The 13,744-nt window shown below is 71.7% G+C and carries 14 protein-coding genes; 10 read left to right on the top strand and 4 right to left on the bottom strand.

What is annotated here, in order from left to right; genetic code table 11:
• From O0S08_RS17290 to O0S08_RS17280, 3 genes are all read left to right on the top strand, one after another.
• Positions 1-813, top strand: coding sequence for a TatD family hydrolase (locus O0S08_RS17290; protein ID WP_269040264.1), 813 nt, complete (start codon positions 1-3; stop codon positions 811-813).
• A 144-nt stretch (positions 814-957) separates the two neighbouring features.
• Positions 958-1,629 (top strand): 50S ribosomal protein L3, encoded by a 672-nt coding sequence (gene rplC / locus O0S08_RS17285; RefSeq protein ID WP_269040263.1) that lies wholly within the window; start codon positions 958-960, stop codon positions 1,627-1,629.
• 146 nt (positions 1,630-1,775) lie between these two features.
• Positions 1,776-2,396, top strand: a complete 621-nt coding sequence (locus O0S08_RS17280; protein WP_269040262.1) for an SAM-dependent methyltransferase — start codon at positions 1,776-1,778, stop codon at positions 2,394-2,396.
• 98 nt (positions 2,397-2,494) lie between these two features.
• On the opposite strand, the gene O0S08_RS17275 is transcribed toward O0S08_RS17280, so the two are convergent.
• On the bottom strand, positions 2,495-2,905 hold the full coding sequence (locus O0S08_RS17275) for a hypothetical protein (protein WP_269040261.1): 411 nt from the start codon (positions 2,903-2,905) through the stop codon (positions 2,495-2,497).
• A gap of 556 nt (positions 2,906-3,461) precedes the next feature.
• Here O0S08_RS17275 and O0S08_RS17270 point away from each other — a divergent pair.
• From O0S08_RS17270 to O0S08_RS17240, 7 genes are all read left to right on the top strand, one after another.
• Positions 3,462-3,776, top strand: coding sequence for a hypothetical protein (locus O0S08_RS17270; protein ID WP_269040260.1), 315 nt, complete (start codon positions 3,462-3,464; stop codon positions 3,774-3,776).
• Positions 3,777-3,878: 102 nt separating this feature from the next.
• On the top strand, positions 3,879-5,744 hold the full coding sequence (gene typA, locus O0S08_RS17265; protein ID WP_269040259.1) for a translational GTPase TypA: 1,866 nt from the start codon (positions 3,879-3,881) through the stop codon (positions 5,742-5,744).
• 322 nt (positions 5,745-6,066) lie between these two features.
• Positions 6,067-7,407, top strand: coding sequence for a hypothetical protein (locus O0S08_RS17260; protein ID WP_269040258.1), 1,341 nt, complete (start codon positions 6,067-6,069; stop codon positions 7,405-7,407).
• 172 nt (positions 7,408-7,579) lie between these two features.
• The gene (locus O0S08_RS17255; protein WP_269040257.1) at positions 7,580-8,182 is read left to right on the top strand and encodes a TetR/AcrR family transcriptional regulator; all 603 of its coding nucleotides are present in this window, start codon (positions 7,580-7,582) and stop codon (positions 8,180-8,182) included.
• Between the two features lie 71 nt (positions 8,183-8,253).
• On the top strand, positions 8,254-9,339 hold the full coding sequence (locus O0S08_RS17250) for an aldo/keto reductase (protein ID WP_269040256.1): 1,086 nt from the start codon (positions 8,254-8,256) through the stop codon (positions 9,337-9,339).
• 142 nt (positions 9,340-9,481) lie between these two features.
• Positions 9,482-9,982 (top strand): hypothetical protein, encoded by a 501-nt coding sequence (locus O0S08_RS17245; protein ID WP_269040255.1) that lies wholly within the window; start codon positions 9,482-9,484, stop codon positions 9,980-9,982.
• Positions 9,983-10,061: 79 nt separating this feature from the next.
• The gene (locus O0S08_RS17240; RefSeq protein ID WP_269040254.1) at positions 10,062-10,673 is read left to right on the top strand and encodes a hypothetical protein; all 612 of its coding nucleotides are present in this window, start codon (positions 10,062-10,064) and stop codon (positions 10,671-10,673) included.
• A 293-nt stretch (positions 10,674-10,966) separates the two neighbouring features.
• Here O0S08_RS17240 and O0S08_RS17235 read toward each other — a convergent pair whose 3' ends face one another.
• From O0S08_RS17235 to O0S08_RS17225, 3 genes are read right to left on the bottom strand one after another with little or no spacing between them, the layout of a single operon-like run.
• A complete protein-coding gene (locus tag O0S08_RS17235) occupies positions 10,967-12,205 on the bottom strand; it encodes a Mur ligase family protein (RefSeq protein WP_269040253.1) in 1,239 nt (412 codons plus the stop codon).
• 35 nt (positions 12,206-12,240) lie between these two features.
• Positions 12,241-12,873 (bottom strand): phosphoribosylanthranilate isomerase, encoded by a 633-nt coding sequence (locus O0S08_RS17230; protein WP_269040252.1) that lies wholly within the window; start codon positions 12,871-12,873, stop codon positions 12,241-12,243.
• Positions 12,874-12,931: 58 nt separating this feature from the next.
• Positions 12,932-13,738, bottom strand: a complete 807-nt coding sequence (locus O0S08_RS17225) for an indole-3-glycerol phosphate synthase TrpC (protein WP_269040251.1) — start codon at positions 13,736-13,738, stop codon at positions 12,932-12,934.
• Between the last annotated feature and the right edge of the window lie 6 nt (positions 13,739-13,744).

The following is a 13,744-nucleotide window of genomic DNA, read 5'->3' as shown; positions in this document are numbered from 1 at the left end:
ATGCCTGCGCCGCGTCCGCCCCGTTTCCCCGGCCTCGTCGACACCCACTGCCACCTCGACTACCCGCCGATGATCGACGACCTCGGCGCCACCCTGCAGCGGGCCGCCGACGCCGGCGTCGAGCAGCTGATCCACATCGGCTGCTCGCGCGCGAGCGCCCCGCGGGCCGTCGCCCTCGTCCAGCCGCACCCGCACCTGTTCGCCGCCGTCGGCATCCACCCGCACGACGCCAGCGAGGCCGACGAGGCCGCTCTGGCCGAGATCGCCGCCCTCGCCCGCGACGGGAAGGTCGTCGCCGTCGGCGAGACCGGCCTCGACTACCACTACAACCGCAGCCCGCCCGACGCGCAGAAACGCGCGCTGGCCGCCCACCGCGAGATCGCCCGCGACCTCGGCAAACCGCTGGTCCTGCACATCCGCGACGCCCACGCCGACGCCCTCGCCATCCTCGACGACGCCCCAGCCTTGCCGCGCGGCGGCGTCGTCCACTGCTTCACCGGCACCCCGGCCGAGGCCGAGCAGTGGCTCGCGCGCGGCTACCTGCTCTCCTTCTCCGGCATCGCCACCTTCCCGCATGCCGAGGGTCTGCGCGAGGCGGCCCGCCTGTGCCCCATGGACCGGCTCCTGCTCGAGACCGACGCGCCCTACCTCGCCCCGGTGCCCGTGCGCGGCCGCAAGAACGAGCCGGCCAACGTCGCCTTCACCTGCGCGCACCTCGCCGGCGTCCGGCGCGAGGATCCGGCCGCCCTGGCGGTGCAGGCCGGCGCCAACGCCCGGGCCTTCTTCCGCCTGCCCGCCCCGGCCGGCGCGTGAGGCAAATCCGCGGCTGCCCGGCCCCCGGCGCGCCCGCAGGTTGACGCCCGGCGCGATCGCGGGCACCTTCCCCGTCCCTGCGGCGCCTCGCTCTTCGCTGATTCCAACGTGAAGGAAGCCGCGCCCGCAGAACCTCGGAGCAAGATGAATTTCCAGATCGGTCTCATCGCCAAAAAGCTTGGAATGACGCAGGTGTTCAAGGACGAGGGTGACCGCGTCCCCGTCACCGTCCTGCACGTCACCGGCAACACCGTCACCGCCCACCGCACCGTCGAGCGCGACACGTACACGGCCCTGCAGGTCGGCTTCGCCGAGAAGAAGGCCTCCCGCGCGAGCAAGCCCGAGAAGGGCGCCGCCGAGGCCGCCAAGGTCGGCACCTTCTACGTCCACAAAGAGTTCCGCGTCCCCGCCACGGCGCTCGCCGCCCACCCGGTCGGCAGCCAGCTCGGCGCCGACCTGTTCAAGGAGGGCGCCCGCGTCGACGTCACCGGCACCTCCAAGGGCAAGGGCTACCAGGGCGTCATCAAGCGCCACAACATGGAGGGCGAGAAGAACAGCCACGGCCAGCACGAGTTCTTCCGCCACGGCGGCTCGATCGGCTGCCGCAAGACCCCCGGCCGCGTCCACCGCGGCAAGCGCATGACCGGCCACATGGGCCACGAGCGCGTCACCCTGCAGAACCTCGAGATCATCAAGATCGACGCCGAGCGCGGCCTGATCCTCGTGCGCGGCCCGATCCCCGGCGCCAACAACGAGTTCGTGACCATCCGCGCCGCCGTCAAGCCCGCCATCAAGGCCGGCAACAACAAGGCCTGAAGGCCCTGTCCCGAAGGCCCTGTCCTTCGGGATATGCCCTCCGGGCCAACTTACTTCCCGGCCCTCCGGGCCAACTTACTCCCCGGCCCTCCGGGCCTGATCGCTCGAGCCGGCCACGCCGGCTCGTCCGCTTTAAGCCGCAAGTCATGACCCGCCACCGCCTCAGCGACAAGGCCCACCGCCACGACGCCGCCTACCACCGCGCCAAGCAGGAGAACTACGCCGCGCGCGCGGTCTACAAGCTCGAGGAGATCGACAAGCGGTTCCACATCCTGCGCCAGGGCGCGCGGGTGCTCGACCTCGGCTGCTGGCCCGGCTCGTGGATCCAGTACGCCGGCGACCGCGTGACCGAGACCGGCTACGTCCTCGGCCTCGACCTCAAGCCGGTCGTCCTCAGCTTCCCGGCGCACGTCGAGCACCGCGTCGCCGACGTGTTCGAGTGGGCCCCGGGCCCCGAGCTCCCGCCCTTCGACGTCGTCCTCAGCGATATGGCCCCGCACACCACCGGCGACCGCCACACCGACGTCGTCCGCAGCGAGGGCCTCGCCGAGCGCGCCCTCGACATCGCCTGCATGGTCCTTCGGCCCGGCGGCCACTGCGTCGCCAAGGTCTTCCAGGGCGGCGGCTTCGGCGAGCTCCTCAAGCGCTTTCGCGCCAGCTTCCAGGAAGCCCGCCCCTACCACGCCAAGAACTCGCGCTCCACGAGCACCGAGCAGTACCTCGTCGGCCGCGGCCTCAGGGCCAACGCCACGGTCCGCCGGCCCTGAGCTCACGAGCTCCGACCGCGGGGCGTCGATGATCGCGTCGTCGGGAGTCCCATGGGACATGTCCTTCTCGACATGTCTCAAGCGCCAGCTATCCCGCACTAGCCCACCACGACAGGCATGATCCCCTGCGTGAATGCACGGATTCTCCGGGCTGAATCGTGCTCGCCTCGGTTCTCCAGCTGTTCGGCGAAGCGGTACATCGCGAACATGCCCGCCGCCCCTCGCTCGAGCAGGCGGATCGACACTGCGGTCACCGCGTCCAGCTCGTCCACGCTGGCGGCTTTGAGCAGCCGATGCACCTCTTCCTTCGAGGCCGCGCCGAAACGTTCGAACATCGCGCCCACGAAGCTCAGCTCGGGTGGAAAAACCGGCGCCGTCATCACGGCCCATTCTGAGCGCGCTCGAAAATCCACGCACCGCTCGCCTGCGCAGGCGTCCGCCAGCTGCGCCAGGCAGGATGAAACTGCGGTCGACGCATGCTTCTTCGACCTTCGGAGCGAGCGCAGCACTTCGCGGACCTCGGCGCTGCACGCGACCTCATGGTGATCGCGTCGAGGATGGCCAACACATCCCCGGTGGTCGTCGGCCAACAGCCAGGCGAGGCGCCTCGCCAGTCCCCCGACGTGAAGGCCCAGCCCCGCACGCACCGGCAAGTACCATCCAGGCGTGACATCCGGGCGCCGGCCCGCGTCGACCGGGCGAATTCGCGCAGCCTGCCCCCGCTGGCCCTCCCGGTGCCGCGCGATTTCGCCTCATCTGCGCTCTCGCGCCGCGAGACCTCACCCGCCGCGCCAGGCCCCCAAATCCAGGCGCCGGCTTCGCCCATGAAGCGATCTCCCTGTCCCGAAGACCAGCCCGGCGCGCTCCCGCCCCTCGCGTTTACCGCCGATCTGCGCGCGTCTCCGCCCCGGCCCCAAAACGGCCTTCGGGCCGCTAAAGGCCGCTATCTACCGCTCCGCGCAGTTTTGCGCCGCGCGATTTGGTTGGTCCGCCTCTGATCAAGAGTTCAGGGCAGCATCGGAGATGGCTGGACACTGATTGGGTGTTCAGTGCAGATCCGATCCCATGCAACGCCGTCGCCGACTGCGGATCACCCCCACGCCGGTCCGGGAATTGCCGTCCCCTGACGACCCCGGCTTGCCGGACGTCGCGCCGCGGCCGGAGCCGGAGCCCAGGGAGCAGCCCGAGCCGGGCGGCCCGGATCTGCCCGCCCCGGTCCCGCCGCGCGATCCCCGCGATTGCCTGGCATCCACCTCGACCGAGGCTCACCTCTGGGCGGTCATGCGGGCGCAGATCGACGCCGATCGCCGCCGGAGGGCCGCCTTCGTGGCCGCGCGGCGTCCGAGTCGACCGGTGTTCGCTCCCGATTCACTCCTGTGACCGTCCTGTCGCCCGCGAATAAGCCCGTGCGGCTCACATCGGCGCGACTTGCCAGCGCCGCGCAGCCGGGTTTACTTCCCGCCGCCGCCCAAAACGGCGTCTATGGCCGCCCCGCAGCAGATTCGTAACCTGGCGATCATCGCCCACGTCGACCACGGCAAGACCACGCTGGTCGACGCTCTACTCACCTCAGCAGGCGCGCTCGACCGCGGAGAAGGTCAGATCGAGCGCGCGATGGACAGCGGCGATCTCGAGAAAGAGCGCGGCATCACCATCACCAGCAAGCCGACCAGCGTCACCTACGGGGACGTGCGCATCAACCTCGTCGACACGCCCGGGCACGCCGACTTCGGCGGCGAGGTCGAGCGCGTGCTCAACATGGTCGACGCGGTGCTCGTCGTCGTCGACGCCTTCGAGGGGCCGATGCCGCAGACGCGGTTCGTCACCGAGAAGGCCGTCGCGCTGGGCCTCAAGATCCTCCTCGTCGTCAACAAGATCGATCGTCCCGGCGCCGAGCCGCACAAGACCGTCGACGCCACCTTCGACCTGCTCGCCGGCATCGGCGCCAGCGAGGAGCAGCTCGACTTCCCGGTCATCTTCTGCAGCGCGCGCGAGCGCTACGCGATGAGCGACCCCGACGACGAGAAGGGTCCGATGTCGCGGATCCTCGACTTCATCGTCCAGTACGCCCCGCCGCCGGTGGTGCACGAGGGCGGCGCGGCCCTGTGGGTCTCGACCCTCGACTACGATCCCTTCCTCGGCTTCGTCGCCATCGGCCGGATCCGCAGCGGCCGGATCTCCGTCGGCGATCGTCTGGCCCAGCTGCGTCACCCGCCCCGGCCTGCGCACGGCGAGACCGCCGGTCCGCCCGTCGTCGCCGAGGTGTTCCGCGTCCGTCGCCTGCTCGGCTTCCAGGGCCTGCGTCGCTTCGAGCGCGAGTACGCCGAGGCGGGCGACCTGGTCGCCATCGCCGGCATGGAGACGTTGCAGGTCGGCGACACTCTGACCACCGAGGATCCGACCACGCGCCACGTGTTCCCGCGGCTCGACGTCGACCCGCCGACCATGACCATGCGCTTCCGCGTCAACGACGGCCCGTTCGCCGGGCGCGAGGGCAAGTGGGTCACCTCGCGCAAGCTCGCCGAGCGGCTCGAGCGCGAGGTGCGGTCGAACGTCGCCCTGCGCGTCAGCCCCGGCGAGACCGCCGAGGAGTTCGAGGTCGCCGGCCGTGGCGAGCTCCACCTCGGCGTCCTCATCGAGACCATGCGGCGCGAGGGCTACGAGCTGTGCGTCTCGCGGCCGAAGGTCATCCTCCGCCGCGACGAGAACGACGAGCTCGAGGAGCCGTACGAGAACCTGATCATCCAGTGCGATCAGGACTACAGCGGCTCCATCATCGAGAAGCTGAGCCAGCGCGGCGGCGAGCTGCGGGCCATGGACAGCGCCGGCCCCGGCCGCACCCGCCTCGAGATGCGCACCCCGACGCGCAGCCTGATCGGCTACCGCAGCGAGATGCTCACCGACACGCGCGGCACCGGCATCATGGCCGCCACCTTCGCCGGCTACGGGCCCTACCTCGGGCCGCGGAAGACCCGCCCGCGCGGCGTCCTCATCGTCATGGAGCCCGGCGAGACCTTCGCCTACTCCCTCGGCCGCCTGCAGGACCGCGGCGTCCTCTTCATCGGCGATCACGTCCAGGTCTACGCCGGCCAGATCCTCGGCGAGCACAGCCGCGAGAACGACCTCGTCGTCAATCCGTGCATCGCCAAGAAGTTCACCAACATCCGCAGCGCCGGCGCCGACGAGAAGATCTTCCTGACCCCGCCGCTCGAGCGCAGCCTCGAGCAAGCGCTCGCCTACATCGAGGACGACGAGCTGCTCGAGGTCACCCCGAAGAGCCTCCGCCTGCGCAAGCGCGACCTCGACCACAACCGCCGCAAGCGCGAAGCCAAGGCCCTCGCCGGCTGATCGCCGTCCCGCAGGCACTCTCGCCCGCCGAAGCGCGACCCTCCCCGAGGGTCGCGCTTTTTCTCGTGCCGCGTCTCGCAGCGAAGCCTTCGCCCGAGAATCTTCACACCTCGCCAGCGATCAGGCGCAGCGAAGCTCGCCCTTCCGCGCGACCGCTCACCGCGTGTCGGAACGAACAGGTCTTGCGACGCGAACGAACCGACGACACCGCGAACGTTCTCCGCTCACGAACCGCGATCGACCTCCACTCGCCCTTCCGCAGCGAGGCCATCGCCTCCTCGGCCGTGCGTCACCGGTCGCGTCGGTGTATCGTCCCGAGAAGATGTTCGCCTCGTCCGTTGCCCCGCGCCGTCGCAGCTTCGTCGCCGGTCGAGGCCTGGTGCTGCTGCTCGTGCTGCTCGGCGCCTGTCGTCGCAGCGCCGAGACCACCGCTCCCCCGAGCACCGACGCCCCTGCCACCGGCAGCGAGCTGCAGCGGGCCTACGACCTCCCGGGCAGCGACGTCTCGTGGTCGGCGCAGGACTATCAAGAGGTCCGCGACGTCTTGGTCCGCCTCGAGCGCGAGCGCCCCGAGCTGCTCCCGCGCCTCGAGGGTCCCGATGCCGCGTGGATGCAGCGGCTCGTCTCGCTGCGCGACATCGAGGCAGCCGCGCGAGCCACCACCAGTCACGATCAACTCGGCGCCCTGCACCTCGCCGTCGCCGACATCCTGCAGCTCTACAGCGCCCGCGCGCTCGGCCGCCGCGAATTCGGCCGCGAGTACGCGGCAGTCGCGACCGCCTTCTTCGCGCTGTCCGCAGTGCGCGTCGATCGGCTCGCCGCCGACGATGCCGCCCGCAGCGCCTTCGTCGGCGCCCGCTTTCACCTCGCGCGCGGTGTCCACGACGTCCTCGCCAGCGCCCTCGCGCTCCCCGACGTCATCGCCCCGGCGTTCGCCGCCGCCACCCTCGTCCCGCTCGCCGACACAGTCGCCCCGTGGTTCCTCCCCGAGGAGCGCGACCGGATCCTCGACCTCGCCGATCGCCTCGAGGCCGCCGCCGTGGCTCCCGCCGATCTCGCCGCGCTGCGCACCGCCTTCGCCCCCGATCGCGAGCCGCACGCCCGCGTCGACGCGCTGGCCGAGGAGCTGCGCGAGCACGCCGAGCAGCAGGAGGCCGTGCTCGCCGCGGTCGCGGCCGGCGCCGTCGACCCGGTCGAGGTCGGACGCGAGGGCGCGCAGGTCCGCTGGGCCTTCCCCGACGCCGGCTTCTCCGCCGTCTTTCCCCAGCGGCCCAACGCGCAGCGGCAGAACTTCACCGCCGCCGACGGCGTGGCGATGGCCACCCGGATCCTCGCGCTCAAGCAGGCGGGCCACGCCTCGCGGCTCGTCTCCTGCAGCGCCCGCGCGCGCCCGATCGCCGGTCGGACCGCCGCCGACGAGGTGCGGGGGATCGCCGACATGATGCACCTCGCGGGCGTGCGCGCGATCGAGGTCGACGGCGCCGCCGGCCTCGAAGGCACCCTCACCACCGACGACGCCCACGGCCTCGTCCGCGTCGTCGCCGTCGGTGACGCCACCTGCGTCGTCGTCGCCGAAGCCCCACGCGCGCGAGCCCGCGAACTCGCCGACGAGCTGCGCCGCTTCGTCGATTCGTTCCGCCCCGGCCCCGCGTCACCGCGCTGACGCCTCGCCGCGCGTCCGTCCTCGTCGCGGGCCCGCATCGTTCAATGTCTGCAGCGGCCGTCGAACGGCGCCGCCATCACCTCTACCCTTGCGCCTTTCTCGCCTCGCGCATTTGCCGCACCGCTGACATTTATTTTTGACAGCGCAGTCAAGAACGACTAGTTTTCTCTCCGTGCCCCGCCCCCGCGAGTTCGATCGAGACGAAGCCATCGAGCGGGCCATGGCCGTGTTCTGGGAGCACGGCTACGAGGCCACCTCCACCGAGCAGCTGCTGCAGGCCATGGGCATCGGGCGGCAGAGCATGTACGCCGCCTTCGGCGACAAGCACGGCCTCTACCTCGCCGCGCTCGAGCGCTACCAGGCGCGCCAGGGCGCCGCCCTGCTCGACCGGCTGCGGGCGGTCGCCTCGCCGCTCGGCGCGATCGAGGACATCCTGCTCGGCGTCGCCGGCGAGGCCCCGGAGGCGCGTGCGCGCGGCTGCCTGGGGATCCAGTCGATCGTCGAGATGGCCCGGCGCGACCCCGACGTCGTCCTGCTCGCGCGCAGCGCCACCGCCGTGTGCGAGGCCGCGTTCGAGCGCATGGTCGCCGAGGCCAAGCGCCGCGGCGAGGTCGGCCCGCACGTCGACGAGCGCAGCGCCGGCCGCTTCCTCTTGACCACCCTGCAGGGCCTGCGGATCAGCGCCCGCACCGGCGCTACCCCCGAGGCGTTGCGGGCCGTCGCCGGCTTCGCGATCGCCGCCCTGAAGGCCTCGCCGCCCTCCGCAAGTTCTTGACTGCGTAGTCCACAATTCGTGACAACCCGCGACGCGCCGCCTGTGGCCGTCGCCGACAGGAGTGTTTTGTCATGTCTCTCGATCAGTACTACCTGCTCGGCCGCTCCGGCCTGCGGGTCAGCCCGTTCGCGCTCGGCACCATGACCTTCGGCATCGACGGCCCGTACGGCGCCTGGGGCTCGAGCAAGGAGGCCGCGCGCGCCGTGTTCGACCGCTACCTGGCCGCCGGGGGCAACTTCATCGACACCGCCGATCTGTACCAGCGCGGCACCAGCGAGTCGCTGCTCGGCGAGTTCATCGCCGACGGCGGCCGCGATCGCCTCGTGCTCACCAGCAAGTACAGCTACAACCTCTCCGAGCGCGATCCCAACGCCGGCGGCAACGGCCGCAAGAACATGATCCGCGCCGTCGAGGCCTCGCTGAAGCGGCTGCGGACCGACTACCTCGACCTCTACCTGCTGCACACCTGGGATCGGATCACCCCGGCCGAGGAGGTCGCGCGCGCCTTCGACGACCTCGTGCGGGCCGGCAAGATCCGCTACGCCGGCCTGTCCGACGTCCCCGCCTGGTACGCCGCGCGGGTGCAGACCTACGCCGAGGCGCACGCCCTCGCCCCGATCGTCAACTTGCAGCTGCAGTACTCGCTGGTCGAGCGCGGCATCGAGGCCGAGTTCACCTCGCTCGCCACCAACCTCGGCATGGGCATCACCGCCTGGAGTCCGCTGGCCAGCGGCCTCCTGTCGGGCAAGTACCGCCCGAACAGCGACGGCGACGCGGGCCGGCTCGCCACCGGCGCCGGCAAGTCGCTCAGCCTCTTCACCGAGCGCAACTGGAAGATCGTCGGCGAGCTCGAGGCAGTCGCCGGCGAGCTCGGACGCAGCATGGCCCAGGTCGCGCTGCAGTGGGTGCTCACGCGTCCGGGCGTCACCTCGGTGATCGTCGGCGCCACCCGGCCCGAGCAGCTCGAGGACAACCTCGGCGCACTCGACTTCCGCCTGCCGCCCGAGCTCCTGCGCCGCCTCGACGAGGCCAGCACGCCGCCCGCCACCACCCCGTACACGATGTTCGGCGACCGCTACCAGGCCTCCCTCCACGGCGCGGCCGTCAGCGATCGGTCCTCCGCCTACGCCCCGCCGATCCAGGTGGCTGTCGGCTGAGTCTCGGGCACCTCCGCGGGTGCGGCCCCCCTCGTCGGTCGAGGTGGGTCGCTCGCCGCGAGCGTCGAGGGCACTCGTTCGAGTCGGCCGGTCGCTGCGCGGATTCGTCTCGCCGAGGCGCGGACGTGGTACGCCTCGTCGCATGGGATTCTTCGACAAGGCCAAGCAGTTCCTCGGCGGCAAGAACATGGCGAGCGTCGCCATCACCGTCATCGAGCGTCAACCGGCGGAGACCGCCACCTTTCCGGTCACCGACTCGGTGCTCAAGGGCACCATGGTGATCACCGCGCAGCAGGAGTGCACCTTGCTCGCGACCAAGTACGAGGTCTGGCTGTACATCAAGAAGGACGACGTCGACTCGCCGAACCTCGCCCGCGCCGAGAAGGATCCCGATCCGAACGTCAGCTACTCGGACAGCTGCCTCAAGATGCCGTGCGACCTCAAGCCCGGGCAGGTCATCACCCAGCCGTGGATGGTGAGCGACGTCGACCTCGCCGGCATCCTCGCGCGCAACGGCTTCCCCGACCCCAACGCCGCCACGCGTGACCCGCGGGTGCGGCTCGTCGTCAAATGCATCGCCGACGTCAAGGGCTCGCCGTTCGACCCGAGCGCAGAGGTCACCGTTCGCCTCGCGCCGGCCTGATCCGCGCGCTCGCTGCTCCGTGCTGCTCACCGGCCGGGCGCGCCCCTGCGCGCCGGCCCGTGGCACATTCGCCGGCACGATGAACATCGACCTCGCCAAATTCTTGTCCGTCGCCGCTCTCATGAGCCAGGGCGCGGCTGCGGCCGGTTGCACGATCAACCTCGGGAACGGCTTCACCGACACCAACCTCGGCCCCGAGACGACGACGACGACGAGCACCTCCGGCACCACCGACGACGCGACCACCACCGGCACCGGCGTCGACTCGAACGACACCACCGAGACGGACCCCGGCACCAGCGCGCCGACCACCACCGACGTCCCCACGACCGGCACCACCGACGCCACCGCGGGCACCACTGCAGGCACCACCGGCGAGGGCTTCGTCTGCAGCGACGGCACCGCGCTCGACAACCCCGCGTGGGTCTGCGACGAGAACCCCGACTGTCCGGACGGCTCCGACGAGGTCACCGGCTGCGGCATCGAGGCCTTCACCTGCAACGGCGACAAGAAGGAGATCCCCAGCACCTGGGCCTGCGACGAGGTCCCCGACTGCGTCGACAACTCCGACGAGGTCACCGGCTGCGGCCTCGAGGCCTTCACCTGCACCAACGGCACCGAGATCCCGGCGACCTGGAAGTGCGACACGGCCGAGGACTGCCCCGACGGCTCCGACGAAGCCGACTGCTGAAATCTCTCGAAGAATGGACATGTCCCTCGCTACATGTCCCCGCGACCAGTCGGCCCGCCGGCCACGCCGAGGCCGCTTGGGACGACCCGAGGACATGTCCATCGTGACATGTCTCTTCATCCATTCACGCGACCGCCCGACCCGCCGGTCGCAGCGTCGAACTCGCTCCCGATCCCCGCACGCGCTCCAGACCGCACGCCGTCCGCGGCGAGCCCACCGCACGGCTCTCGGGCGTTCGAGGGCATGCCCTCAAAAACATGTCCGATCGGTCCGTGGATCATTAACCTGCCCGTTCAGCGATCGTCGCCGACGAGCCGGCGCACCTCGGCCACATCGGAGAACGGCCGCGTCTGTCCGCGCGCCGTCTGCCCCTCCTCGTGGCCCTTGCCCGCGATCACCACCACGTCGCCCGCGCGCGCCGCTGCGATCGCCGCCGCGATCGCCCGCCCGCGGTCGAGCTCGATCGTCCACGTCGCGCGCCCGCCCTGTAGCCCCTCGACCACGGCCGCCGCGATCGCGGCGGGCTCCTCGTCGCGCGGATTGTCGCTCGTCACCACCGCCACGTCGGCCAGCGCTCCGACGGCCGCGCCCATCGGCGCCCGCTTCTCCGGCGTCGAGCCGCCGCCCGCGCCGAACACCACGAAGACCCGGCCCTCCGCCCCCGCGAGCCGCCGCGCAGTCGCGCACGTGTGCGCCAGGGCGTCGGGCGAGTGCGCGTAGTCGACGGCGATCGTCGCTCGACCCTCGCCGTGGGCCAGCACCTCGAAGCGTCCCGGCACCACCGGACACCCGGCGATGCCTCGCGCCACCGCCTCGCCCGGCAACCCGGCCGAGAGCCCCGCGAGCGCGGCCGCCAGCGCGTTCTCGGCGAACACCTCGCCGACCATGCGAGTCGTGAGCACCCCGCCGAGCGCCGCCGCGGCCGCCGACGGCCGCAGCACTACCCGCGTCCCGGTCGCCCGCACCTCGATCGTCTCGGCCTCGAGGTCCGCCTCTCGCAAGCGAGGCCCGCGGCCCGGCGACGCGAACCATCGCCGCCCGACGTCGGCCGGGATCGCCTGGTCGACGAACAGCGCGTGCTTGTCGGCCGCGTTGAGCACCGCGGTGCGCCCGGGGCCCAGGTGCATGAACAGCTGGGCCTTGGCCGCCAGGTAGTGCTCCCAGCTGCCGTGCGTGCCGAAGTGGTCGACCGACAGGTTCGTGAACACTCCGAGGTCGAACCGCCAGCTGCGCGCGTAGCCCTGCGCCAGCGCGTGGCTGGTCGTCTCGATCACCGCGTGCCTCGCCCCGCGCTCGTTCGCCCGCGCGAGCGTGGCGACGAAGTCGGCGAACCGCTTGCCGCGCGGCCACACCTCGTCGTCGAACGCCACCCCGAGGGTCGACACCCGCAGCGCCGACAGCCCGGCCGCCCGCACCGCCGCCGCGATCATCCACGTCGTCGACGTCTTGCCGTTGGTGCCGGTGACGCCGAACGAGAACATCGACTCCGCCCACGGAGCCGCCGCCGCGATCGGCCGCGAGACGCTCGTCACCGGCCGAGCATAACGCGACGCCCTTCAGCGCACGCTCAATCAGCCAGGCCGCGGCAGGCCGCCAGCAGCGTCCCGATCGCCGCCCGGTCCTTCTCCCCCCGGCGGGCCCCCGGGAGCTCGGTCCCGCTGGCGACGTCGAGCCCGGCCGGGCGGACCTGCTCGATGGCCGCGGCCGCGTTGGCCGGCGTGATCCCGCCAGCCAGCCACACCTCGAGCCCTGCGAGCTGCTGCACCGCTGCCGCGGCCCAGCTCCAGTCGGTCGTCTGGCCCGCGCCGCCGTAGCCGGGCACGGCAGCGTCGAGCAGCGCGCGGGCCGGGCGTGGTTCCGGCGGCAGCAGCTCGGCCAGCGCGGGCGTCCCGCGGACCACCCACAGATACGGCAGCCCGTGGCCCATCACCTCCTGCGCCCCGACGATCTGCACGAGGTCGAGCGCCAGCGCCTCGGCCGCGCGACGGACCTCCTCCGCCGACGGCTCGACGAACACCCCCACGCGCTCGAGCGAGCGCGGCGGGTCCACCGCGCGCAGCAGCGCCTCCGCCTCTGTCAGCGACAGCCCCCGGCGCGACCCGCTCCACAGGTTGATCCCGACCGCGTCGACCCCCAGCTCGACGCAGGCCGCCAGGTCCTCGGGCCGGGTCACCCCGCACACCTTGAGCTTCACCGGCATGTCCGAACCGACCTGTCCTTTTCACCCTGTCCTGGTGAACATGCCCTCGGGGAGGGCCTCACAGCGCCATCACCAGCTCGCGCAGCGCCTCGCCGGGCTGCTCGGCGGTCATGAAGTAGCTGCCGATCAGCAGCGCGTCGGCGCCCGAGTCGCGCAGGCGAAGCGCGTCGTCGATCGTGCGGACCCCGCTCTCGGCGACGTACGTAAAGCTCTTGGGCACGTACTTGCGCAGCTTGGCGGCGCGGTCGGGGTCGAGCTCGAACGTCTGCAGGTCGCGCGAGTTGACCCCGATCAGCTTGGCCCCCGCGGCCATCGCCCGATCGATCTCCGCCTCGTCGCGGGTCTCGCACAGCACCTGCAGCTCGAGCGTGTGGGCGAACTCGATCAGGTTGCGCAGCTGCGGCGCCGGCAGGGCGGCGACGATCAGCAGCACGCAGTCGGCCCCGACCCGCTTGGCCTCGACGATCTGGGTCTTCTCGAGGATGAAGTCCTTGGCCAGCAGCGGCAGGGCCACGCTCTGGCGCACGGAGCGGAGGTCGTCGAGCGAGCCCTGGAAATGCTTGTCGCACAGGACGCTCATGCAGGCCGCGCCGTTGGCCGCGTAGAGCATGGCGATCTGGCGCGCGTCGGCGCCCTCGCGCAATGCGCCGGCGCTGGGCGAGGCGCGCTTGAACTCGGCGATGATCCCCGGCCGCGGGCCCTCGCGCAGCGCGCCGATGAAGTCGCGCGGGCGCGGCAGGCGGGCGCCGAGCTCGAGCAACTCGCGGTCGGTCAGCGCCCCCGAGCGGGTCGCCCGGGGGGCGGCGAGCTCGGCCCGCTTGGCGGCCAGGATCTTGTCGAGGTACGTGCTGCCTTTGTCGCTCATGTCCTG

Origin of the sequence: Nannocystis punicea (genome assembly GCF_026965555.1) — a bacterium.
GTDB lineage: Bacteria > Myxococcota_A > Polyangia > Nannocystales > Nannocystaceae > Nannocystis > Nannocystis punicea.
Note: the sequence above shows the minus strand (reverse complement) of the source record. Positions and strands in the feature narration are given on the sequence as shown.

Coding starts and splice junctions, on each gene's coding strand:
- O0S08_RS17290 (WP_269040264.1), top strand. CDS start 1: ATGCCTGCGCCGCGTCCGCCCCGTTTCCCCGGCCTCGTCGACACCCAC.
- rplC (WP_269040263.1), top strand. CDS start 958: ATGAATTTCCAGATCGGTCTCATCGCCAAAAAGCTTGGAATGACGCAG.
- O0S08_RS17280 (WP_269040262.1), top strand. CDS start 1,776: ATGACCCGCCACCGCCTCAGCGACAAGGCCCACCGCCACGACGCCGCC.
- O0S08_RS17270 (WP_269040260.1), top strand. CDS start 3,462: ATGCAACGCCGTCGCCGACTGCGGATCACCCCCACGCCGGTCCGGGAA.
- typA (WP_269040259.1), top strand. CDS start 3,879: ATGGCCGCCCCGCAGCAGATTCGTAACCTGGCGATCATCGCCCACGTC.
- O0S08_RS17260 (WP_269040258.1), top strand. CDS start 6,067: ATGTTCGCCTCGTCCGTTGCCCCGCGCCGTCGCAGCTTCGTCGCCGGT.
- O0S08_RS17250 (WP_269040256.1), top strand. CDS start 8,254: ATGTCTCTCGATCAGTACTACCTGCTCGGCCGCTCCGGCCTGCGGGTC.
- O0S08_RS17245 (WP_269040255.1), top strand. CDS start 9,482: ATGGGATTCTTCGACAAGGCCAAGCAGTTCCTCGGCGGCAAGAACATG.
- O0S08_RS17240 (WP_269040254.1), top strand. CDS start 10,062: ATGAACATCGACCTCGCCAAATTCTTGTCCGTCGCCGCTCTCATGAGC.
- O0S08_RS17230 (WP_269040252.1), bottom strand. CDS start 12,873: ATGCCGGTGAAGCTCAAGGTGTGCGGGGTGACCCGGCCCGAGGACCTG.
- O0S08_RS17225 (WP_269040251.1), bottom strand. CDS start 13,738: ATGAGCGACAAAGGCAGCACGTACCTCGACAAGATCCTGGCCGCCAAG.